At 72.9% G+C, this 21556-nt stretch carries 19 protein-coding genes; 14 read left to right on the forward strand and 5 right to left on the reverse strand.

Going from position 1 to position 21556, the window contains the following annotated elements:
- Positions 1-200: 200 nt before the first annotated feature.
- The 4 genes from BXY45_RS01525 to BXY45_RS01540 all read left to right on the forward strand — a co-directional run bounded on the left by BXY45_RS01525 (position 201) and on the right by BXY45_RS01540 (position 4240).
- Positions 201-2075 carry an acetolactate synthase large subunit gene (locus BXY45_RS01525; protein WP_109772499.1) on the forward strand — a complete coding sequence of 625 codons (1875 nt, stop codon included), beginning with the start codon at positions 201-203 and terminating at the stop codon, positions 2073-2075.
- Positions 2072-2602 carry an acetolactate synthase small subunit gene (gene ilvN / locus BXY45_RS01530; RefSeq protein ID WP_109772500.1) on the forward strand — a complete coding sequence of 177 codons (531 nt, stop codon included), beginning with the start codon at positions 2072-2074 and terminating at the stop codon, positions 2600-2602. The genes BXY45_RS01525 and ilvN overlap by 4 nt, the downstream gene beginning before the upstream one ends.
- A gap of 80 nt (positions 2603-2682) precedes the next feature.
- Positions 2683-3702 carry a ketol-acid reductoisomerase gene (gene ilvC, locus BXY45_RS01535; RefSeq protein WP_109772697.1) on the forward strand — a complete coding sequence of 340 codons (1020 nt, stop codon included), beginning with the start codon at positions 2683-2685 and terminating at the stop codon, positions 3700-3702.
- 109 nt (positions 3703-3811) lie between these two features.
- The gene (locus BXY45_RS01540) at positions 3812-4240 is read left to right on the forward strand and encodes a DUF2256 and DUF3253 domain-containing protein (RefSeq protein ID WP_245961591.1); all 429 of its coding nucleotides are present in this window, start codon (positions 3812-3814) and stop codon (positions 4238-4240) included.
- 18 nt (positions 4241-4258) lie between these two features.
- Here the strand turns inward: BXY45_RS01540 and BXY45_RS01545 are convergent, their stop codons facing one another.
- The 3 genes from BXY45_RS01545 to BXY45_RS01555 form a co-directional block, all read right to left on the reverse strand.
- Positions 4259-4723, reverse strand: coding sequence for a universal stress protein (locus tag BXY45_RS01545; protein WP_109772501.1), 465 nt, complete (start codon positions 4721-4723; stop codon positions 4259-4261).
- On the reverse strand, positions 4723-6174 hold the full coding sequence (locus tag BXY45_RS01550; RefSeq protein ID WP_109772502.1) for an APC family permease: 1452 nt from the start codon (positions 6172-6174) through the stop codon (positions 4723-4725). Before BXY45_RS01550 ends, BXY45_RS01545 begins: the two co-directional genes overlap by 1 nt.
- A gap of 84 nt (positions 6175-6258) precedes the next feature.
- On the reverse strand, positions 6259-7737 hold the full coding sequence (locus BXY45_RS01555; RefSeq protein WP_211319135.1) for a DUF2252 domain-containing protein: 1479 nt from the start codon (positions 7735-7737) through the stop codon (positions 6259-6261).
- A 76-nt stretch (positions 7738-7813) separates the two neighbouring features.
- On the opposite strand from BXY45_RS01555, the gene BXY45_RS01560 reads away from it, so the two are divergent.
- The 4 genes from BXY45_RS01560 to BXY45_RS01580 all read left to right on the forward strand — a co-directional run bounded on the left by BXY45_RS01560 (position 7814) and on the right by BXY45_RS01580 (position 12153).
- Positions 7814-9598, forward strand: a complete 1785-nt coding sequence (locus BXY45_RS01560) for an ABC transporter ATP-binding protein (protein WP_211319136.1) — start codon at positions 7814-7816, stop codon at positions 9596-9598.
- Positions 9599-9663: 65 nt separating this feature from the next.
- Positions 9664-10344, forward strand: a complete 681-nt coding sequence (locus tag BXY45_RS01565; protein ID WP_211319137.1) for an RNA polymerase sigma factor — start codon at positions 9664-9666, stop codon at positions 10342-10344.
- 1 nt (position 10345) lies between these two features.
- Positions 10346-11047 (forward strand): hypothetical protein, encoded by a 702-nt coding sequence (locus tag BXY45_RS01575; protein WP_170131255.1) that lies wholly within the window; start codon positions 10346-10348, stop codon positions 11045-11047.
- Positions 11048-11073: 26 nt separating this feature from the next.
- Positions 11074-12153: a 3-isopropylmalate dehydrogenase gene (locus BXY45_RS01580; RefSeq protein ID WP_109772507.1), complete on the forward strand. Its 1080-nt coding sequence runs from the start codon at positions 11074-11076 to the stop codon at positions 12151-12153.
- 25 nt (positions 12154-12178) lie between these two features.
- On the opposite strand, the gene BXY45_RS01585 is transcribed toward BXY45_RS01580, so the two are convergent.
- Entirely contained in the window at positions 12179-13633 is a 1455-nt protein-coding gene (locus BXY45_RS01585; protein WP_109772508.1) for a GGDEF domain-containing protein, read from the reverse strand.
- A gap of 174 nt (positions 13634-13807) precedes the next feature.
- Between BXY45_RS01585 and BXY45_RS01590 the strand changes: the two genes are divergently transcribed.
- Entirely contained in the window at positions 13808-15751 is a 1944-nt protein-coding gene (locus tag BXY45_RS01590) for a glycosyltransferase family 2 protein (protein ID WP_109772509.1), read from the forward strand.
- Here BXY45_RS01590 and BXY45_RS01595 read toward each other — a convergent pair.
- Positions 15703-16656, reverse strand: coding sequence for a glycosyltransferase family protein (locus tag BXY45_RS01595; protein ID WP_211319138.1), 954 nt, complete (start codon positions 16654-16656; stop codon positions 15703-15705). The genes BXY45_RS01590 and BXY45_RS01595 overlap by 49 nt on opposite strands.
- A 290-nt stretch (positions 16657-16946) precedes the next feature.
- Between BXY45_RS01595 and BXY45_RS01600 the strand changes: the two genes are divergently transcribed.
- The 5 genes from BXY45_RS01600 to BXY45_RS01620 all read left to right on the forward strand — a co-directional run bounded on the left by BXY45_RS01600 (position 16947) and on the right by BXY45_RS01620 (position 21472).
- Entirely contained in the window at positions 16947-18065 is a 1119-nt protein-coding gene (locus BXY45_RS01600) for a branched-chain amino acid aminotransferase (RefSeq protein WP_109772510.1), read from the forward strand.
- A 20-nt stretch (positions 18066-18085) separates the two neighbouring features.
- The gene (cimA, locus tag BXY45_RS01605; protein WP_109772511.1) at positions 18086-19738 is read left to right on the forward strand and encodes a citramalate synthase; all 1653 of its coding nucleotides are present in this window, start codon (positions 18086-18088) and stop codon (positions 19736-19738) included.
- Between the two features lie 41 nt (positions 19739-19779).
- Positions 19780-20211: a ribonuclease HI gene (gene rnhA, locus BXY45_RS01610; RefSeq protein ID WP_109772701.1), complete on the forward strand. Its 432-nt coding sequence runs from the start codon at positions 19780-19782 to the stop codon at positions 20209-20211.
- A gap of 245 nt (positions 20212-20456) precedes the next feature.
- Complete coding sequence (locus BXY45_RS01615) at positions 20457-20906, forward strand: hypothetical protein (protein WP_146211043.1); 450 nt, start codon at positions 20457-20459, stop codon at positions 20904-20906.
- The gene (locus tag BXY45_RS01620) at positions 20861-21472 is read left to right on the forward strand and encodes an endonuclease domain-containing protein (RefSeq protein WP_109772513.1); all 612 of its coding nucleotides are present in this window, start codon (positions 20861-20863) and stop codon (positions 21470-21472) included. Before BXY45_RS01615 ends, BXY45_RS01620 begins: the two co-directional genes overlap by 46 nt.
- Positions 21473-21556: the final 84 nt, after the last annotated feature.

Here is a 21556-nt window from a genome sequence, read left to right on the forward strand (position 1 = left end):
GCATCCTCGTCGTCGTACTCGCGCCGCGCGCGAGCTGACGCCGTCGTCGACGTCCCGCCGCGCGCGACCCTCCTGAGCTCCCGACCACCGGAGCCGGAGGGTCTTTCCATGCCCGGCGGGAAAGGGGTGCCGGGCTGCTCGCACCGCCAGTCAGCACCCGTCCACGCCGGACCAGCAGCACAGCAGCACCAGGAGGACCGATGAGCACGGCCAGCACCGAGGGCACCGCAGCCCCGTCGGACAGCAGCGCGCCGGAGCGCACGACCGAGCGGATCACGGGGGCGCAGAGCATCGTGCGCTCCCTCGAGAGCGCCGGAGTAGAGGTCGTCTTCGGCCTCCCGGGCGGTGCGATCCTGCCCACGTACGACCCGCTGCTCGACTCCACGAAGCTGCGCCACGTGCTCGTGCGCCACGAGCAGGGCGCCGGGCACGCCGCGCAGGGCTACGCCGCCGCCACCGGCCGCGTCGGCGTCTGCATGGCGACGTCGGGCCCCGGCGCCACCAACCTCGTCACCGCCATCGCCGACGCCCACATGGACTCGGTGCCGATGGTCGCGGTGACCGGGCAGGTCTCCTCCAAGGCGATCGGTACCGACGCCTTCCAGGAGGCCGACATCGTCGGCATCACCCAGCCGATCACCAAGCACAACTACCTGGTCACCGACCCCGCCGACATCCCCCGTGTCATCGCCGAGGCCTTCCACCTGGCCTCGACGGGCCGCCCCGGACCGGTCCTGGTCGACGTCACCAAGGACGCCCAGCAGGCGATGACCACGTTCCAGTGGCCGACGTCGCTGGCCGAGCTCGACCTGCCCGGCTACCACCCGACCACGCGCCCGCACTCCAAGCAGGTGCGCGAGGCAGCCCGGATGATCGCCGAGGCGAAGCGCCCGGTGCTCTACGTCGGTGGCGGCGTTATCCGCGCCGGTGCCTCCGCCGAGCTGCGCCGCCTGGTCGACCTGTCCGGCGCGCCCGTGGTCACCACCCTGATGGCGCGCGGTGCGCTGCCCGACTCCCACCCGGCCAACCTGGGCATGCCCGGCATGCACGGCACCGTGGCCGCCGTGACTGCGCTGCAGCGGGCCGACCTCATCGTCAGCCTGGGCGCCCGCTTCGACGACCGCGTGACCGGCCTGCTCTCGAGCTTCGCGCCCGGCGCCGCCATCGTCCACGCGGACATCGACCCGGCGGAGATCGGCAAGAACCGCCGCGCCGACGTCCCGATCGTCGGTGACGCCAAGGAGGTCATCTCCGACCTCGTCCCGGCACTGCAGGCCGAGCACACCGCGGGCCGCCGCGCGGACCTGGCCGGCTGGTGGCGCCAGCTCGACGACCTGCGCACCACCTACCCGCTCGGCTACGACGAGCCCGAGGACGGCTCGCTGAGCCCGCAGAAGGTCATCCAGCGCCTGGGCGAGATCAGCGGCCCGGAGACGATCTTCACCTCCGGCGTCGGCCAGCACCAGATGTGGGCCGCGCAGTTCATCCGGTACGAGAACCCCAACACCTGGCTGAACTCCGGCGGCCTGGGCACCATGGGCTACTCCGTGCCCGCCGCGATGGGCGCCAAGGTCGGCCGTCCGGACGCCACCGTCTGGGCCATCGACGGCGACGGCTGCTTCCAGATGACCAATCAGGAGCTCGCCACCTGCGCGATCGAGGGCATCCCGATCAAGGTGGCGGTCATCAACAACTCCAGCCTCGGCATGGTCCGGCAGTGGCAGACGCTGTTCTACGACGGCCGCTACTCCAACACCGACCTGCACACCGGCGTCGGGCGGGCCAAGGGCCAGCGCGTCCCTGACTTCGTCAAGCTGGCCGAGGCGTACGCCTGCGTCGGCCTGCGCTGCGAGGACCCGTCCGACCTCGACGCCGTCATCGACAAGGCGATGAGCGTCAACGACCGGCCCGTCGTCGTCGACTTCGTCGTCCACCGTGACGCCATGGTCTGGCCGATGGTCGCTGCCGGCGTCTCCAACGACGCCATCCAGTACGCCCGCGGGCTCTCGCCCGTGTGGGACCGCGAAGAGCAGGACCCGGAGACCGGCCTGGAGATGAACGGGACGACGCGATGAGCACTGGTAACGGCACCGAGCGGCACACGCTGTCCGTCCTCGTCGAGGACAAGCCCGCCGTCCTGGCACGCGTCGCCTCGCTGTTCGCGCGCCGCGCGTTCAACATCCACTCCCTCGCCGTCGGCCCCACCGAGCACCCGTCGCTCTCACGCATCACCGTGGTCGTCGACGTCGAGGACTCCCCGTTGGAGCAGGTCGTCAAGCAGCTCAACAAGCTGGTCAACGTCCTCAAGGTGGTCGAGCTGGAGCCGGAGACCTCGGTCCAGCGCGAGGTGCTCCTCGTCAAGGTCCGCGCCGACGCCACCACCCGTGGCCAGGTGCTAGACGTGGTCAACGTTTTCCGGGCGTCCGTCGTCGACGTCGCCCCGGAGGCCCTCACCATCGAGGCGATCGGCGCGCCGGAGAAGAACGCCGCGCTGCTCAAGGTGCTCGACCCGTTCGGCATCCGCGAGATCGTCCAGTCGGGCGTCGTGGCCGTCGGCCGCGGCTCGCGTTCCATCACGGACCGGGCCCTGCGCAGCGCATGAGGGCACCGCGCAGCGCCTGACACCCGTCCGCAAGACTTTCCGAGATCCCTACTGAAGGAGTGACAGCCACCGTGGCTGAGATGTTCTACGACGACGACGCCGACCTGTCGATCATCCAGGGCCGCAAGGTCGCGGTCATCGGCTACGGCAGCCAGGGCCACGCCCACTCGCTGTCGCTGCGCGACTCCGGCGTCGAGGTGAAGGTCGGTCTGGCCGAGGGCTCCAAGAGCCGCGCCAAGGCCGAGGCCGAGGGCCTGACGGTGGTCTCGGCCACCGAGGCTGCCGAGTGGGCCGACGTCATCATGCTGCTCGTGCCGGACCACGTGGCCCGCCACGTGTACGCCGAGTCCGTCGAGCCGCACCTGACCGCCGGCAAGGCGCTCTTCTTCGGCCACGGCTTCAACATCCGCTTCGGCTACATCAAGCCCCCGGCCGACGTCGACGTCGCCATGGTCGCCCCCAAGGGCCCGGGCCACCTCGTGCGCCGTGAGTACGCCGAGGGCCGTGGCGTCCCGGTGATCGTGGCCGTGGAGCAGGACGCGTCCGGCAAGGCGTGGCCGCTGGCCCTCTCCTACGCCAAGGGCATCGGCGGTCTGCGTGCGGGTGGCATCAAGACCACCTTCACCGAGGAGACCGAGACCGACCTGTTCGGCGAGCAGGCCGTGCTGTGCGGCGGCGCGTCCGCGCTGGTGCAGGCCGGCTTCGAGACCCTCGTCGAGGCGGGCTACCAGCCCGAGGTCGCCTACTTCGAGTGCCTCCACGAGCTCAAGCTCATCGTCGACCTCATGTACGAGGGCGGCCTGGCCAAGCAGCGCTGGTCGGTGTCCGACACCGCCGAGTACGGCGACTACGTCTCCGGCCCCCGCGTCATCGACGCCTCGGTCAAGGCGCGCATGAAGGACGTCCTCACCGACATCCAGAAGGGCGAGTTCGCCCGCCGCTTCATCGAGGACCAGGACGCCGGCGCGCCGGAGTTCAAGAAGTTCCGCGCCGAGCAGCAGGGCTCGCAGCTGGAGAAGACCGGCGCCGAGCTGCGCAAGCTCATGAGCTGGGTCGAGACCAAGGACGACGACTACGTCGAGGGCTCTGCCGCCCGCTGACGCCTCGCGTCCCGCACAGGGCCATCCCACGCCACGTCCCCCGGAATGGCACGGGGTGGCCCTGTGCCATCCAGGGAGTGGCGCGGATCCACCCAGCGTTGACGCTGGCGTGAGCAGGAGCGCCGGCCGAGTGGAGCTGCCGACCAAGCCGTGCGCGGTGTGCGGTCGCACCATCACGTGGCGAAGGAAGTGGGAGCGCGACTGGGACGGCGTCCGCTACTGCTCCGATGCCTGCCGGCGCCGCGCCCGCTCGGAAACCGGCCGGGACGTCGACGCCGCCCTCGAGGCCTCGCTGGAGCGATTGCTGGACGCGCGCCCGTCGTCGTCCTCGGTGTGCCCGTCCGAGGCGGCCCGCGTGGTCGCCGGGGAGCTGGGCATGCTGGGCGACGACGGCGAGGGCTGGCGCGACCTCATGGAGCCCGTCCGCGCTGCGGCCCGTCGGCTCGTCGTGGCGGGCCGTGCTCAGATCACGCAGCGCGGCGTCGTCGTCGACCCCGACACCGCCAAGGGTCCGATCCGGGTGCGCCGGCCTCGTTGACCTCCGCCCCCACTGACCTCAGGTGCGGGTGGGGCGCCAGACGAGCACCGAGCACGGCGCGGAGTGCTGCACCCGCAGCGCCGTCGACCCCAGCAGCACGGTCTTGGTGAGGCCCTTGCTGCCGGAGGCCAGCACGATGAGGTCGCCGCGGAACTCCTCGGCCGCCTCGACGATCTCGGCCGCCGCCGAGCCGCTGCGCACCTGGGTGCGCACGCGCGCGGCCCAGCCTTCGAGGGCCGCAGCCACCACGGCCACGGCGGACTCGGCCTCCTGGCGGTAGCTCGGTGACGTCGGGTCGGGCCCCGGGCTGGGTCGTCCGGCGGAGCCGATCTCGTCACGGAACGGCACCGCGGCCGTCGGGCTCAGCACCGCGACCACGAGGACCTCCTCGACGTGCGCGGCGTCGAGCAGCCCGGGCAGCGCCCGCGCGGCCTCCAGTGACTCCAGCGACCCGTCGGTCGCCACGACCACCCTCGTCGCCATCAGCGGCTCCTCTCGTCAGGCACACCGTCGGGCACGTCCGGGTCGCCCGCACGTTCGACACCGTCCGCGAGCAGCGCCTCGTGGTTCGCCCCGCCGCCACGGGCACGCTGCACCGCGTAGAGCACCCCGCCGACCGCCAGCAGCCCGGCCACCCAGTACAGGGACGTCGGGTCATCCACGATGGTGTAGACGAGGATCGCCGCGTTGCCGACGATCCCCAGCAGCAGCAGCGGCGTGTTGGCGCGGAAGACGCCGTCGTGCTCGTCCTTGCCGCGCTGCTTGAGCGCGCAGACGATGACCAGCGCGTACACGAACACGAGGAAGACCACCGTGATGGTGGCGAGCCGTTCCACGACGTCGGGCCCGCCCAGCGCGGTCAAGAGTGACCCCACGATCATGAGCAGGACGACGACGGCCAGCGTGAAGCCCAGCGCCACGACCGGGCTGCGCCGCGTGGGATGCACCCGGGCGAACACGCGGGGCATCACCCCGACGCGGCCCATGCCGTAGAGGATCCGTGCCCCGGCGGCGGTGGTGACGAGCGTGGTGTTGCTGATGGCAATCATCGCGATGATGGAGAACAGGATGATCATGACTCCGACGGGCAGCGGCAGCAGCCCCGCCTCCACCACCTCGAGCAGGGCGGCGTCGGCGCCGGCCAGCTGGTCGACGGGGACGACGAGCGCCGCCGATACGGCGACGATGACGTAGATGACGCCGGCTGTGACCATGCCGCCGACGAGTGCGCGGGGGAAGTTCCGCGAGGGATTGATGGTCTCCTCCGCGACGTTCGCCGCGTTCTCGAAGCCGGTCATGGCGAAGAACGCCAGCGTGACTCCGGCGACGACGGCGATGATCGGGCTTCCCTCGGTGGAGAACTCGGTCAGCACCGACAGGTCAGCATCACCGCTGGTCAGGGCGATGACGCCGATGGCGGCGATGATGACGAGACCGGCGACCTCGACGAAGGTCATCACCATGTTGATGACTACGGACTCCGTGATGCCGATGTAGTTGACCACCGCGACGAGCGCCACGAAGACCACCGAGACCAGCAGGGCCGGTGGCAGGTCGAAGAGGGAGCCGAAGTACCGCGAGAAGCCGCTGGCCAGGGAGCCGATGGCGGCGAACGACGCCGAGAGCATGCAGATGGTGATGAAGAACGTCAGCGTCGGATTGCGGAACGCCTTGCTGACGTACAGCGACGCCCCGGCGGCCTGCGGATACTTCGTGACGAGCTCCGCGTAGGCCAGACCCGTGATCGCGGCGACGGTGACGCCCGCTGCGAAGGCGATCCAGAACGCCCCGCCGACTGCGCCGGCCACGAGGCCGATGAGCACGTACACGCCGGAGCCGAGAACGTCCCCGAGAACGTAGAAGTACAGGAGCCGGCCGGTGATGGTCCGCTTGAGGCCTTCGTCGGAGACGGTGCCCGTCGTCGTCGTCGCCATGGCAGCACAGCTTGCACCTCAGCTGTGACAGACGCGTTTCGAGAACGGGGCAGTCGTTGTTCAGGAGGCCTGGGGCAGAGGTGCTCAGACGCCCCGCTCAGCGGGCAGCAGGCCCCGCTGGACCGCCTTGACGAGCTCGGCGTGGTCGGCCTCGGTCTGGTCGGCGTAGCGGCGCGCGAAGGTGGCCAGCGCGTCGTCGGCCTTGTCGGAGGAGCCGAGGTACCCGGCGATCATCGAGGCACCCGACGTGCGGGCGTGCCCCTTGGCCAGGAGCTGGGCGCACACGCCGGCGTAGTCGCGGAGCGCGTTGGCGCCGATGCCGTCGAGCACCACGCTGCCCTTCATGTTCCGGAACTGCCGCACGTAGTACTGCCGCTCGCCGACCGTCGTCCATCCCAGCAGCGGGTCGGAGGTGGTCTGCAGCGCCTGCTCGTACTCCACCACCCGCTGGCCCTGGTGCTTGTGCCAGGCGTTGTCGCCGTGGACGAAGGGGGCGACGACGGAGCGTCGAGCCTGCTTGAGCTGCAGGAACACCACGTCGTTGCTGTCGGAGCCCTCGAGCAGCGCCACGTAGGCGCGCAGCCCCACGCTGCCGACGCCGACCACCTTGTGCGCGATGTCGACCAGCGTGTACCCGCCGAGCAGACGGCCCCAGTGCGGCGCGAGCGTGGACAGGTAGTTGTCGAGTGCCTCGGCGAGCAGGGGGGCGTCGTCGGGCTCGGGGCGGGTAATGAGCGGTGGCTCGACCACGATGCGCCGCGTGAACACGGCCCCGCCCGGGGTGTCGTCGGGTGCCTCCTGGGCCACCACCTCGGTGAAGCGGGGCAGCGCGCGGTCACTGGTGCGGTGGCGGGCCCGCTTGGCGGCCCGCTCCACCTCGTGGCGCAGGCCCGGGTCCTTCGTGGCGCTGGCCAGGCGATCGACGCCGAAGCTCGTCCAGCTGCGCTCCAGCAGCGGTTGCTCGGACAGCTCGTGGAGGTGCTCTCGGTAGCCCCGCACGGCTGCTCGGACCGCGCGAGCGCAGGAGTCCTCCGTGAGCCCGGCCTGCCGGCCGGCGACCCAGGTGCTCGCCACGAGCCGCCGCAGGTCCCACTCCCACGGGCCGGGGTGCGCCTCGTCGAAGTCGTTGAGGTCCAGCACCAGCTCCCGCGACGGCGAGCCGTACAGGCCGACGTTGCCGATGTGGGAGTCACCGCAGATCACCGGCGTGATGCCGGTGGCCGGAAGGGTGGCGAGGTCGGCGGCCATGAGACCCGCTGTGCCCCGCAGGAAGCCGTAGGGGCTCGCCGCCATGCGGCCGATGCGCACCGGAACGAGCCGCTCCAGACGGCCCTCGTGGGCCTCGCGGATCTGGTCGACGACGCTGCGCCGGTCTGCCGCGGGCTGCCAGTCCGCCAAAGCGGAGCGCGGCACCTGATGCCGCAGGTCCTTCCCCAGTGCGTACCGCTCCGCGCGAGGAAGCGGCCGCGAGCGCAGAGAGCCGTAGGGAGCGGAGTCTGCCTGCGCCAACACCACGTGCCCGGGACGGCCCGGCTCGCGGAGGTGTCCGGTCTCGATGCCCACGAGGCCGGAGCGTCCCATCTCGACCCGGCCCAGCGGAAGTAAGGGGATCCTTACCCGCCATCTAAGGTGGTGGTCCGTGACCTCTGCCACGCCGCCGCTGCGCGCCCTCTGGCGCCACCACCGCAGGTACCGGCCGCGCTTCGCCCTCGCGGTGCTCATGACCGTGCTCAACACCGCCGCGGACGTCGCGCCGGAGCTGCTGCTGGGCGTGGCCATCGACATCGTGGTGCGCGGGTCCGACTCCTTCGTGGGCACGGTCTTCGGGATCGAGGGGCGCTTCGAGCAGCTCGTCGTCGTCGCCGTCGTCAACGCCCTCGTGTGGGTGGTGGAGTCGCTCACCGACTACGCAGCGTCCGTCCTGTGGCGGGGCCTGGCGCAGGCCGTGCAGGACGAGCTGCGCACCGAGGCGTACACGGCGGTGCAGGCCATGGACATCGGCTGGCACGAGCGCACGCCGTCCGGCCAGGTGCTCTCCGTGCTCTCCGACGACGTCAACCAGCTGGAGCGCTTCCTCGACGTCGGCGCGCGCACGGTGCTGCACACGGCGCTCACGGTGGTGTTCGTGGGGATCGTCTTCGGGGCGACGTCGTGGCAGGTGACGGTGCTCGCGTTCCTGCCGGTGCCCGTCATCGCGTGGGGTTCGATCCGGTTCCAACGCCGCCTGGAGCCGCTCTACGCCGACGTGCGCTCCACCGCGGGTGAGGTTGCGGCGGTCGTGGCCGGGAACCTCGGCGGCGTCGCCACCATCCGTGCCTTCACCGCCGAGCAGCGCGAGAGCGCCCGCGTGGCGAGGGCCTCGCGCGAGTACCGGCTGGCCAACGCGCGGGCCATCCGCTCCAGCTCCGCGTTCGTGCCGCTGATCCGGATGGCGATCCTCGCCGGGTTCTCCGCCACGCTGCTGCTCGGCGGCTGGTACACGCTCCAGGGCCGCCTCGAGGTGGGCCTGTTCACCGTGCTCGTCTTCATGACGCAGCGCCTGCTGTGGCCGCTCACCGACCTCGGCCAGACCCTCGACCTCTACCAGCGCGCCATGGCCTCCACGCGGCGCATCTTCGGGCTGCTCGAGCTGCGCCCGTCCGCCGTGGAGGGGAGCGTCGCGCTGCCGTCTCCGCCGCGCGGGGCCCTGGAGCTGCGCGGGGTGCGGTTCGGGTACGACGACGGACCCGACGTCCTGCAGGGCGTCGACCTGGTGGTCCCCGCCGGCGAGACCCACGCCGTGGTGGGGACGACGGGCGCGGGCAAGTCCTCCCTGCTGCGCCTCGTGCTGCGCTTCGCCGACCCGCGCGCGGGATCGGTGCTGCTCGACGGGCGCGACGTGCGCGAGCTCACCTGGGACTCGCTGCGGGGCGCCATCGGCTACGTCAGCCAGGACGCCTTCCTCTTCCACGGCACCGTGCGCGAGAACATCGCCTACGGCCGCCCCGACGCCACCGACGCCCAGGTCGAGGAGGCCGCCCGCGCCGCCGAGGCGCACGACTTCGTGGCGGCCCTGCCCGACGGGTACGCCACCGTGGTGGGGGAGCGCGGCCAGACGCTGTCGGGCGGACAGCGCCAGCGGCTCGCCCTGGCACGGGCGCTGCTGCGCGACCCAGCGCTGCTCGTGCTCGACGAGGCGACCTCCGCCGTCGACACCGAGACCGAGGCCGCCATCCAACGGTCTCTGGCGCGGGTCACGGCCACCCGGACGGCCCTCGTGGTGGCGCACCGCCTGTCCACCGTCCGCGACGCCGACCGGATCTGGGTGCTGTCCGCCGGGCGCGTGGCGGAGAGCGGCACGCACGACGAGCTCGTCGCCCGCGGTGGCGCCTACGCCGGCCTGTGGGCCGTGCAGACCGGCGAGCACGCCCCCTCCTCTCCGTGATCATGGACGTCCGCCACCCTGGCGGCACCGTGTAACGCTTCCGCTGCCCCACGGCAAGGAGGGGTGTGAGCACGCCTCCCGCCGCGAGGAGCCGACCAAGCCGGTCTGATGGCCGGCCCGGCAGCACGAACGAGCTGCCGCATCTGTGTGGCCGCATCGGCGCCGACCCCGACGCGCTCGAGGCGCTGTATCGCGCCTGCGTCCGCGACGTGGAGCGCTTCGTCGCGCGGCGTGTGCGCGACCCGTACGACGTCGCCGACCTCACGGCCGACGTCTTCGTCCGCGCCATCGGCTCCGCCGGCACCTACGACGCCGCGCGCGCCAGCCCCGTCGCGTGGCTGCTCGGCATCGCCCGCCACGTGGTCGCCGGTCACCACGAGGCCACCGCCCGCCGCCAGCACGTCGAGCGCCGCGTCGAGGCGCGGCGCTTCGTCGACGACGACGCCCACGAGCGGCTCGCCGAGCAGGTCGACGCCGCCGCCCGCGCCCGCCACCTGCACGGCGAGCTCGCGGCGCTGCCGCCGCCGCTGCGCGCGGTGCTGGAGCTCGTCGTCGTCGACGACCTCCCACTCGTCGACGTGGCCCAGGTGCTCGGCATCAGCCCCGGCGCGGCACGCGTGCGGCTGCACCGCGCCCGGGTGCGCCTGCGCCGCGCCCTCCCTGCTCTCACCGACCCCACCGACCCCACCGACCCCACCGACCCCACCGACCCCACCGACCCAGCTGACCGATCGACGGAGGCTTGACATGGACGCCGAGAACGACAGGCTCGACCGACCTGACCGGTTCGAGCAGGACCAGCGCATGGGCGCCTACGACGCCCGCATGCTCACCGCGCTGCGCGAGCTCGTCGCCGAGCAGAGCAGCGCCGAGCAGAGCAGCGCCGCGCCGGGCGGCGCCCACGAGCGCGCCCGCAGGCGCTGGACCCGCAACCCGCTCCTCGTGGCGGCAGCCGCCGCAGCCGTGGTGGCCGGTGGGCTCGTCGTCGTCCCCACCCTCCAGGCCGAACCGGCGTGGGCGGTCAGCCGTGACGCAGCGGGGGACGTCGACGTGCAGGTCAACCGCTTCGACGACGCCGCGGGCCTGGAACGGGCGCTGGAGGCGGAGGGGATCCACGCCGATGTGACGTTCCTGCCGGACGGCACCTGGTGCGCCCCCGGTCGCTATGACGAGGACCAGGACCGCACGCCCTCCGGGACCAGCGTCGCCATCGGCGAGGGGCACTTCGGTGCTTCCGTCCCGGCCGGCGGAGCGCCGGAAGGGACCACCCTCGTCATCACCGCGTCCGCCCGGTCGATGACGGACGCCGAGCTGCGGGCACTCGACGAGGACCCAGGTGACAACGTCTTCGTCGACAGCGCGACGACGTCCCGGGTCGAGTTCCTCGTGGTCGCCGGGCCGGTGGCCCCCTGCACGGCTGAGCCCGCACCGCCGCTGGACGCCGGGTAGATGCAGCGTCGGTAGCCTCTGGGGCCATGACCAGCACCGCTGCAGCGTCCCCTGTGCCGTCGACCCCGCCCTCGAGCATCGACCTCGCCGTCATCGCCGGTGACGGCATCGGCCCGGAGGTCGTGGCCGAGGGCCTCAAGGTGCTGGGCGTCGCGCTCGAGCCGTCCGGCGCGAAGGTCTCCACCACCGAGTACGACCTCGGCGCCAAGCGCTGGCACGCCACCGGCGAGACGCTGCCCGACAGCGTGCTCGAGGAGGTCCGCGGCGCGGACGCGATCCTGCTCGGCGCCGTCGGCGACCCGGGGGTGCCCTCCGGCGTCCTTGAGCGCGGCCTGCTGCTCAAGCTGCGCTTCGAGCTCGACCACTACGTCAACCTGCGCCCCGGCAAGCTCTTCCCGGGCGTGCGCGGGCCCCTGGCCGACCCGGGCGACGTCGACTTCGTCGTCGTCCGCGAGGGCACCGAGGGCCCGTACACCGGCAACGGCGGCGCGCTGCGCGTCGGCACGCCCCACGAGGTGGCCACCGAGGTCAGCGTCAACACCGCCTTCGGCGTGGAGCGCGTGGTGCGCGACGCCTTCGCCCGTGCCCAGGCCCGCCCCCGCAAGAAGCTCACCCTGGTGCACAAGCACAACGTGCTGACGTTCGCGGGGCACCTGTGGCGGCGCACCGTCGAGCGCGTCGGGGCGGAGTTCCCCGAGGTCGCTGTCGACTACAACCACGTCGACGCCGCCACGATCTACCTCGTGCAGGACCCGTCCCGCTACGACGTCATCGTCACCGACAACCTCTTCGGCGACATCGTCACCGACCTCGCCGCCGCCGTCTGCGGCGGCATCGGCCTCGCGGCCAGCGGCAACATCAACCCCGACCGCACCGCGCCGTCGATGTTCGAGCCCGTCCACGGCTCCGCTCCCGACATCGCCGGGCAGGGCATCGCCGACCCCACCGCCACCGTGCTCAGCGTGGGCATGCTGCTGGCGCACCTCGGCCACACCGACGCCGCCGCCCGCGTCGAGGCGGCCGTCGCGGCCGACCTGGCCGAGCGCGGGACGGCGAAGCGCTCCACCTCCGAGGTGGGCGACGCCCTGGCCGCGCGCCTGGCCTGACCGACGGCCTGATCGACGGGCCGGCTCACCTCCCTGCGACGACCGCGGGCGCGTCCGGACCGGGCGCGCCCGCGGTCGTCGCGTCGGCCGGGCGCTCGGTGGCGTCGTCGCAGATGCGGTTCCTGCCCCCCTCCTTGGCCCGGTAGAGCAGGGCGTCCGCGCGCACCAGCGCCGAGGCGGAGTCCTCGCCCGGCCGCTGGCCCACCAGCCCGCCGGAGACGGTGTGCGGCGTCGGGGTGGCCAGGCGGACGTCCTCGAGGACGGCGCGCGCGACCTCCGGCGAGGCGCCGCGCAGCAGCACCACGAACTCCTCGCCGCCCCAGCGGTAGAGGTCCGCCGTGCCCGGGAGCGCCGCGAGCCACGCGTGTGCCGCGTCACGCAGGAGCGCGTCACCGGCTGCGTGCCCTTGAGCGTCGTTGACGCACTTGAACCTGTCGAGGTCCAGCAGCGCCAAGGCCACGGAGCCGGTCCCTGTGACGGCCAGCTCCTCGAGGGCGGCCGTGCAGGCGCGGCGGTTGGGCAGTCCCGTCAGCTCGTCCACGTGTGCGAGGCGCTCCAGCTCGGCGGCCTGCTCGGCAGCCGTACGCAGCGCGCCGTGCAGCCGGACAGTGCTGAGGACGGCGGTGAGCATCGCTCCCGTGCCCAGCACGCGCCAGTCGACGTCCCACCCGGCCAGGCCCTGGGCCACGAGCGCCGCGGAGGGGAGGCAGGCCGAGGCGGGCAGCAGCACCAGCACCACGCGGGACCGGACCCGCCGGCGCCGCGCCGGAACGGGGCGCGCCGGGCGTCCTCCGCTCCCGTCGAGCGCCACCGCCACCGCGGTGAGCGCCCATGCCAGGCCGAAGGGAGCGGCCATCCAGTGGGTCATGGCGTGAGGGGCCCACGCGAGGAGCGCCACGTACCCGGCGTTGGCGAACAGCAGGAGCGCGCTCCCCGCCTGCAGCGCGACCGCCTGGCCGCGGGACAGCGCCCCCACCAGCACCGCTCGCACCACCGCCAGCAGCATCACGAGGTCCAGCACGGGGTAGGCGATGGTGAGGGCCCCCGCCAGTGAGGGCCCGTTGGTCACGACGGGCGGTGCGATGGCCGCCACGATGACGACGGCGGGCCCGAGCACGACGAGCAGCGCGTCGAAGCTCGCCTCACGACCTGCGGGTCCCGCCGCCACCCAGGCCGCTCTCGCCAGGGCCAGGTACCCCAGCACCGAGAACACGTCCGACAGGGAGGGCAGCACCGGCGCTCCGTGCTGCCACCAGAGGACGTGGAAGATGGCGTTCGAGCAGGTGAGCAGTGCCGCCGCTGCGGCGACCCACCACAGCCGGTGCCGGACAGCCAGCACCAGGAGGACCAGCAGGGGCAGGATCGCGATCACCACGCCGAGCACCGGGCCCACCGGCAGCAGCGGGGCTGCGCCGACCGCGATGGCGCACGTCGTCGCTGCTGTCACCTCGATGGTGCGTGAGGTGAGGTGCTGCTTCACGCAGGGTCCATCGGAACAGCGGGCGCTCGACTCGAGGGCGTCGCCACTCGACCACCGATGTGGCCCAGTAGATCTTCCTCATTCACCGCCCGTCCGTCCCGATAGGAGCAGTGATCACGCTGCGTCGTCGAGGGGTTTGTGATGTGTGGAGGGGACAGCGACACCGCACAGGCCATGCATGACGGCGCTGAGCTCCTGACCGGGCAACCCCGCAGGGCTCGCCCCTCCCTGGTCGTCGTCAACTACGCCTCGGCGTCGCTGCTCGAGGTCGGGCTCGCGCCGCTCGCCCGTGAGGTGAGGTCTCAGCGGCCGGACGCCGTTGTTGTCGTCGTCGACAACTGGTCCAGTGCGCCCGAACGGCAGCGCGCTCGGGCGATGGCCGAGCGCGAAGGATGGGTGCTGGTCGAGGCGCCGAACACCGGCTTCGGAGACGGTGTCAACACGGGGATCGCCGCGGCCCGAGCGGCGGGTGCCGCGGTACATGTAGTGATCAACCCCGACGCCACGGCGAGCGCCGCCGACCTCGACGTGCTGCTGCGCCGCGTCGAATCGGATCCGATGCTGCTGGTCGCCCCCGAGGTCAGGACGCCCGAGGGCACGCTGTGGTCGGCGCTGAACGACCTGCACCTCGTCGACGGGAGCGTGCGCTCCGCCCGTCACCGTCGCGAGGACGACGCCGTGGTGCCGTGGGTCAGCGGAGCGTGCTTCGCCGTGACCGACCACCTGTGGGACACCGTCGGCGGATTCCGCGCGGAGTACTTCCTCTACTGGGAGGACATCGACCTGTGCCATCGCGTGCAGCAGGCCGGCGGGCGTGTCGAGGTGGACGCCGACGCGGTCGTCATCCACGACGAGGGTGGCACTCAGCGGATGGACGGCCGCGGCTCGGCCAAATCGACGACCCACTACTACTACACGGCGCGGAACAGGCTGTTGTTCGCCGCCACCGGCCTCGACCGCCGCGCCCGGGTGCGCTGGATCGCCGCTACTCCGCGTGTCGCCTGGCGCGTCGTGCTCCACGGCGAGCGCCGGCGGCTCCTGCAGGATCGGCAGCCCCTGGTCGCCGCTGCGCGCGGAGTGCTCGCGGGTCTCCTGCGCCGCTGGGAGAAGCCGGCTGCGGCGCTGCCGCGGACTACCGCAGATCGGCCCGCCGTCGTCGTCGCCGTGCTCACCTACCGCCGGCCGCGTGACCTCGCCGAGCTCCTGCCGCAGCTGACGGCCCAGCTCGCCGAGGTGTCCGAACGGGTCTCGCGGGGCCGACTGCTCGTCGTCGACAACGACCCTGACGCGGGAGCGGCCGCGGTGGTGGCAGCCGCGGCGGCGTCATCCCCGCCGGGGGTGGAGGTGGTGCACGTCCACGAACCCCGACCGGGTATCGCGGCGGCTCGCGACCGAGCGCTGCGCGACGCCGCGCACGAGGATCTCCTCGTGTTCATCGACGACGACGAACGCCCCGTTCCGGGCTGGCTGTCCGCGCACCTCGCGACCTGGCGTGCGCGCCGACCCGCCGCCGTCGTCGGCCCCGTGACCTCCGCTTTCGCCACCCATCTCGACCCGTGGGTCCAGGCCGGCGGGTTCTTCCACCGACGCCGCCTGCCCACCGGCAGCGCCGTCAGTGTGGCCGCCACGAACAACCTGCTGCTCGACCTGAGGGCGGTGCGCGCCGCAGGACTCTCCTTCGACGCGGGCTTCGGCACCGCCGGAGGCGAGGACACCCTGTTCACCCGCCGGCTGCACGCACGGGGCGGGGAACTGCTGTGGTGCGCTGAGGCCGGCGTGACCGACATCGTGCCCTGCGAGCGCGCGACGCGGCGGTGGGTGGTGCGCCGGGCCTACAGCAGCGGCAACGCCTGGACTCGGACGGCCGTCTTGATGGCCCCGGGGTCCCTGGCCCGGACGAGCGCGCGTACCGCCGGCGTGGCTCGCGGCGGCGTCAGGCTCGTCGCGGGGCTCGGACGTCTGGGCGCCGGCGCCCTGCGCCCCGGGGCACGGGGACTGTCGTCGCGCGCTCGGGGTGTCCGCACGGCCGCACGCGGCGCGGGCATGCTCATGGGCGCCCTGGAGGTCGGCTACGACGAGTACCGGCGTCCTCGCCGCGCAGCGACGGCGCGGCGGTAGGCGCGCGCATGCGCATCTGCTGCTGGCACCCACTCGCGGGCTGACAGGTCCGGGGAGCTGCCTCGGTGGCTTCCGGCGGCGGTGTTCACGGCTGCGGCCAGGGCGGCGGGTGTCAGGGTGCCCGCGTACTGGTGGACCCACCCGGGGCCGACTTCCCGCGCGAGCAGCTCGTTCACCTCACCGGCCGGAACCAGCACCGGCCGGTCCAGCGAGAGGGCCATGAGGGCGCTCCCGGAGTTGTGCATGTGGCTGTAGGGCAGGACCACCAGCTCCGACTCACCGATGACGATGGCCAGCTCCGCGTCCGAGACGTGCTCGAGTCGCAGCTGCACCCTCGGGTCGTCGGCGGCGAGCGACTCCAGCGAGGAGCGCAGCTGCGCCGTGGACGGCGCCCCTGCCACGCGCAACGTCAGGGGGCCTGGCACCTGCGAGAAGACCTGGATCAGGTGCTCGACGTTCTTGTAGCGGCGGATCATGCCCGCGTACGCGATCCTTCCGGGGACGGACGGCGGTTCTTCGTACCGGGCCATCCAGCCGCGGTAATGACCGTGGGGGATGAGCTCCCATAGCTCGCCCTCGGCGGCAGGAGTGACGGTGTTCAAGGCGATTCGCAGCGTGGTCAGCTTGTCGAGCGCGGCGAGCAGCAGTCGCTGGTGACGCGTCGCCTCGCTGGGTACCTCGAGGTTGTGCACTGTGCGTACCACCGCGGTCCGTCGCAGCAGCAGGCGCGCGCACAACAACCCCGTGAGTGCCTCGCGCACGAGGGACTTCAGGGGCGAGTGCCCCTGGGCGAGGTTCTCCGGCCAGTGCAGGTGCAGCACGTCGTAGGAGCCGAAGAGCGCCGTCGACCAGCTGAAGGTGGAGACCTCCAGCGAGCCCTCGTCGGTGAGGGCGTCGTGGAGCATGACGATGTAAGGGTTCGTCGTGGGGCGCGGCGGGGGGAACGACTGGAGCACCCGGATGGGTCGAGCGGGGGACGTCGTCATGGTGGGTCGGCGCTGAAGCGGGTCGGCCGACATCAGTCGGCCGCCGACCGTGCTGCGACCGGTCCTGTGCCCCATCCCTGAGTCATCGGCGCGCTGGCGGCCGGCTGGAGGACACACAGCGCACGCGAGGAACTCCGCGAAGGACACTGCCCCGAGAGGAGCACGCACCAGCGACGGTGCACCGCCGGCGCAAGCTACGCTCCCGTAGCATGTCCGCTGACAGCCTCCAGGCCCCTGCGCCGCTGTCCTTCGAGCGCCAGCCGCACCCCGCTCCCACCTCGGACGCCGACCGCGCGGCCGTGCTGGCCTCTCCCGGGTTCGGCAAGCACTTCACCGACCACATGGCGCACGCCGTCTGGACCGCTGACGGCGGTTGGGGCCAGGCCCGCGTCGAGCCCTACGGGCCGCTCCAGCTCGACCCGTCGGCCGCCGTCCTGCACTACGCGCAGGAGATCTTCGAGGGCATGAAGGCCTACCGCTGGGCCGACGGCTCGGTGTGGACCTTCCGCCCGCAGGCCAACGCCGCCCGGTTCGCGCGGTCAGCGCGCCGCCTGGCGCTGCCCGAGCTGCCCGAGGCCGACTTCATCGCCTCTCTCGAGGCCCTCGTGGCGGCTGACGAGGCCTGGGTGCCCACCGGCGGCGAGACCAGCCTGTACCTGAGGCCGTTCATGTTCGCCTCCGAGGCCTTCCTCGGCGTGCGCCCCGCGGCCAAGGTCGACTACCTCGTCATCGCCTCCCCGGCCGGCGCCTACTTCACCAGCGGCCCCCGCCCGGTGAAGCTGCTCGTCAGCCGCACGTACACGCGCGCTGCCGCCGGCGGCACCGGCGCCGCCAAGTGCGGTGGCAACTACGCCGCCAGCCTGCTCGCCCAGCAGGAGGCCTACGCCGCCGGTTGTGACCAGGTGGTCTTCCTCGACGCCGCCGAGCAGCGGTGGGTGGAGGAGCTGGGCGGCATGAACGTCTTCCTCGTCACCGCAGACGGCCGCCTGCTCACCCCCGAGCTGACCGGCTCCATCCTCGAGGGCGTCACACGAGACTCCATCCTCGAGATCGCGCGCGACATGGGCCTGGAGCCCGTCGAGCAGCGCATCGCCCTCGACGACTGGCTGTCGATGGTCGCCAGCGGTGAGGTCACCGAGGCCTTCGCGTGCGGCACCGCGGCCGTGGTCACCCCCATCGGCAGCTTCGTCGACGGCGGTGGCACCAAGCCGGCCGCGGCCGAGACCGAGGTCGCCGGGAAGGTCACCGAGGCGGTCCGCGCCACCCTGCTCGACGTCCAGTACGGCCGCGCCGAAGACCGCCGCGGCTGGATGCACCGCCTCGTCTGAGGCAGAGGAGACGACCTGCGATGAGCACCCCGAGCACGACCCGGACGACGGCGACGACGACCGACGTCCAGGTCTACGACACGACGCTGCGCGACGGCGCGCAGCAGGAGGGGCTCAACCTCTCCGTCGCCGACAAGCTGGCCATCGCCGCCCGCCTCGACGAGCTGGGCGTCGGCTTCATCGAGGGCGGCTGGCCGGGGGCCAACCCGCGCGACACCGAGTTCTTCGCCCGCGCCCGCACCGAGCTGCCGCTGCGCCACGCGGTGCTCGCGGCGTTCGGCGCCACGCGCCGGGCCGGCGGCTCGGCGGCCACCGACCCGCAGGTGCAGGCGCTGCTCGACGCGCAGACCCCGGTGGTGACGATCGTCGCCAAGAGCCACGTCGGGCACGTGAAGCTCGCGCTGCGCACCACCGAGGAGGAGAACCTCGCCATGGTGCGCGACACTGTGGAGCACCTCGTGGCGCACGGCCGGCGCGTCTTCCTCGACGCCGAGCACTACTTCGACGGGTACGAGCTCGACAGGGACCACGCCCTCGCCGTCGTCCGCACCGCCGTGGAGGCGGGCGCGGAGGCCGTCGTCCTGTGCGACACCAACGGCGGGCGGCTGCCGCACGAGGTCGAGGAGGTCGTCGCGGCGACGCTCGCGGCATCACCCGAGGGCACCCGGGTGGGCATGCACGCCCACAACGACTCCGGCTGCGCCGTCGCCAACTCGCTGGCGGCCGTGCGCGCCGGCGCCACTCACGTCCAGGGCTGCGTGAACGGGTACGGGGAGCGGACGGGCAACGCCGACCTCGTCGTCGTCGTCGCCGACCTGGTCCTCAAGCTGGGCCGCCAGGTGGTGCCCGCTGAGTGCCTGGGCGAGGCGACCCGGATCGCCCACGCCGTCGCGGAGATCACCAACGTGGCGATGTACGCGCGCTCGCCGTACGTGGGCGCATCGGCCTTCGCCCACAAGGCGGGGCTGCACGCCAGCGCCATCCGCGTGGACCCCGACCTCTACCAGCACACCGACCCGACCGCCGTCGGCAACGACATGCGCATGCTCGTCTCCGACATGGCCGGTCGCGCCTCCATCGAGCTCAAGGGCCGCGAGCTCGGCCACGACCTCGCCGGAGACCAGGACGTGCTGTCTCGCACGGTCGCCCGGGTCAAGGAGCTCGAGCTGGCGGGGTGGACCTTCGAGGCCGCCGACGCCAGCTTCGACCTCCTGCTGCGCGAGGTCCGCGAGGGCGCCCGCCCCAGCTACTTCGAGGTGGAGAGCTGGCGCGCGTTCATCGAGCACGGCAAGGGCACCGGCCCGACGTCGGAGGCCACCGTCAAGCTGCGCGCCGGCGGCCAGCGCCTCGTGGCCACCGGCGAGGGCAACGGCCCGGTCAACGCCCTCGACGCCGCGCTGCGCCAGGCGCTCATCCCGGTGTACCCGCAGATCGCGGGGCTCGACCTGACCGACTTCCGGGTGCGCATCCTCGACGCCGACGCGGGTACCGACGCCACCACGCGCGTGCTCATCGACACCACCGACGGACGGGCCACGTGGACGACGGTGGGCGTGGCCCCCAACCTCGTCGAGGCCTCCTGGCAGGCCCTGGTCGACGGCATCACGTACGGCCTGCTCAAGGCTGGTCTGCCGGTGCCCTCGGCCGTTCCAGCTGCCCCGTCTCCCGCCTGAGCAGCGTGAGCGAGGACCAGCCCGACCAGCCGGTGGTCGAGATGTGGACCGACGGCGCCTGCAAGGGCAACCCCGGCGTCGGCGGCTGGGGCGTGCTCATGCGCTCCGGGGAGCACACCAAGGAGCTGTTCGGCGGTGAGGCCACCACCACGAACAACCGCATGGAGCTCACCGCCGTCATCGAGGGCCTGGGGGCGCTGAAGCGCCGCTCGACGGTGCTGCTGCACGTCGACTCGACCTACGTCATGCAGGGCATCCAGAGCTGGATCGCCGGGTGGAAGCGCAACGGGTGGCGCACGGCGTCCAAGCAGCCGGTGAAGAACGCCGAGCTGTGGCGGGCCCTCGACGAGGCCGTCGCCCAGCACGACGTGCAGTGGCGCTGGGTGAAGGGCCACGCCGGCGACCCCGGCAACGAGGCCGCGGACGCCCTCGCCAACCAGGGCGTCGCCCAGGTCCGGTCCGCCGCCCGCTGACCGGCAGACGTCGCTGACCGGCAGACGTCGCTGAGCTGGTGGGGAGGCTCACGTCCGGTGGGGTAGCTGGCGTCCGCCTCCGGGCCTGGATCCGGACGTCACGCTGCCCACCGGACGCCAGACTGCCCACCTCTGCCGGCCGCGCGTCCGCCCACAGTGCGCTTGCCGCACCGCATCCGCGGCGTGCTGTCCACCGGCGTCACGAGGGCCCCGCGAGCGAGGCACGGGGAGCGCCACGGTGAGGCGTGCCTCCCTCGTCCCGCGTGCCCGCCGCGCTCGCCGTGCTCGGTGGCGTCGCGTCCTACGCCTCGTTGGCCAGCGCCACCAGCAGCGCGGCAGTCGCGAGGGCGCTCGCTTCGGGCAGCGTGGTGAGGGTGCTGCCCGGCGTCCTCACCGCGCCGGACCACACCGACGGACCACGGATCCGTCAGCGCGCCGCGCTCCTCTTCGCGGGCTCGCCGGCGGCGCTGTCGCACACGACGGCGCTCGGCCTGTACGGACTGCCCGTGCCCGCGGACGTCGCGGCGGCGGCAGTGCACGTCGTCGTCCCCCATCCTCGACGCCGCACGGTCCCGGCGTCCGAGGCCTGGCGGCTGGAGCTGCACCGCAGCCGCGCCGACCGGGACGGGGGCTGCGTGACGGGCTCCAGGTGGTCTCCGCCCCGCGCGCCGTCGTGGAGAGCTGGTCGCTGCTGACCGGCAGCGACCAGCGGGCACCGGCGCTGGTCGGCGTGAGGAAGCGGCTGTTGACGGCCGCCGACCTGGACGACGAGCTCACCGCGCGCCGGCAGGTGGCCGGCGCTGCCGAGCTCCGCCAGCTGGTCGGGAAGATCCGGGCCGGCTGCCGCAGCGAGCTGGAGCTGTGGGGCTACGACCACGTCTTCACCGGACCCGAGTTCATGCACCTGCGCCGGCAGGTCGAGGTGGTCGCCGCCGGCCAGCTGTCCGTCCTGGACGGCTACGACGAGGCTGCTGCGCTCGCCGTCGAGCTTGACGGGCGGGCCTACCACGACTCACCGTGGCAGCGGGAGCGCGACATCGCCCGAGATGCACGGGTGGCGGGGCTCGGCGTCCAGACGCTGAGGTTCTCGCACCGGCGCCTGACGACCGAGCCGGAGGCCTGCCGTCGGGAGGTGCTGGAGGTGGCCGCCGTGAGGAGGGCGCAGCTGGCCGGCGCGGACCTGCCGGTGGTGGTCGAGCTGGCAGGGCGTCGGGGAGGCGCGCCGCGGCTGTGGCTGCAGCCTGGGCGATCAGCGGGGTGAGAGGTGGGCAGGCTGACGTCCGGTGGGCAGCCTCGCGTCCGCTTCCGGCCCCGGATCCGGACGTCAGCCTCCCCTCCGGACGTC

It is taken from the genome of Quadrisphaera granulorum, from assembly GCF_003149145.1.
GTDB lineage: Bacteria > Actinomycetota > Actinomycetes > Actinomycetales > Quadrisphaeraceae > Quadrisphaera > Quadrisphaera granulorum.

Coding starts and splice junctions, on each gene's coding strand:
- BXY45_RS01525 (WP_109772499.1), top strand. CDS start 201: ATGAGCACGGCCAGCACCGAGGGCACCGCAGCCCCGTCGGACAGCAGC.
- ilvN (WP_109772500.1), top strand. CDS start 2,072: ATGAGCACTGGTAACGGCACCGAGCGGCACACGCTGTCCGTCCTCGTC.
- ilvC (WP_109772697.1), top strand. CDS start 2,683: ATGTTCTACGACGACGACGCCGACCTGTCGATCATCCAGGGCCGCAAG.
- BXY45_RS01545 (WP_109772501.1), bottom strand. CDS start 4,723: ATGGCGACGAGGGTGGTCGTGGCGACCGACGGGTCGCTGGAGTCACTG.
- BXY45_RS01550 (WP_109772502.1), bottom strand. CDS start 6,174: ATGGCGACGACGACGACGGGCACCGTCTCCGACGAAGGCCTCAAGCGG.
- BXY45_RS01575 (WP_170131255.1), top strand. CDS start 10,346: ATGGACGCCGAGAACGACAGGCTCGACCGACCTGACCGGTTCGAGCAG.
- BXY45_RS01580 (WP_109772507.1), top strand. CDS start 11,074: ATGACCAGCACCGCTGCAGCGTCCCCTGTGCCGTCGACCCCGCCCTCG.
- BXY45_RS01590 (WP_109772509.1), top strand. CDS start 13,808: ATGCATGACGGCGCTGAGCTCCTGACCGGGCAACCCCGCAGGGCTCGC.
- BXY45_RS01595 (WP_211319138.1), bottom strand. CDS start 16,656: ATGCTCCACGACGCCCTCACCGACGAGGGCTCGCTGGAGGTCTCCACC.
- BXY45_RS01600 (WP_109772510.1), top strand. CDS start 16,947: ATGTCCGCTGACAGCCTCCAGGCCCCTGCGCCGCTGTCCTTCGAGCGC.
- cimA (WP_109772511.1), top strand. CDS start 18,086: ATGAGCACCCCGAGCACGACCCGGACGACGGCGACGACGACCGACGTC.
- rnhA (WP_109772701.1), top strand. CDS start 19,780: ATGTGGACCGACGGCGCCTGCAAGGGCAACCCCGGCGTCGGCGGCTGG.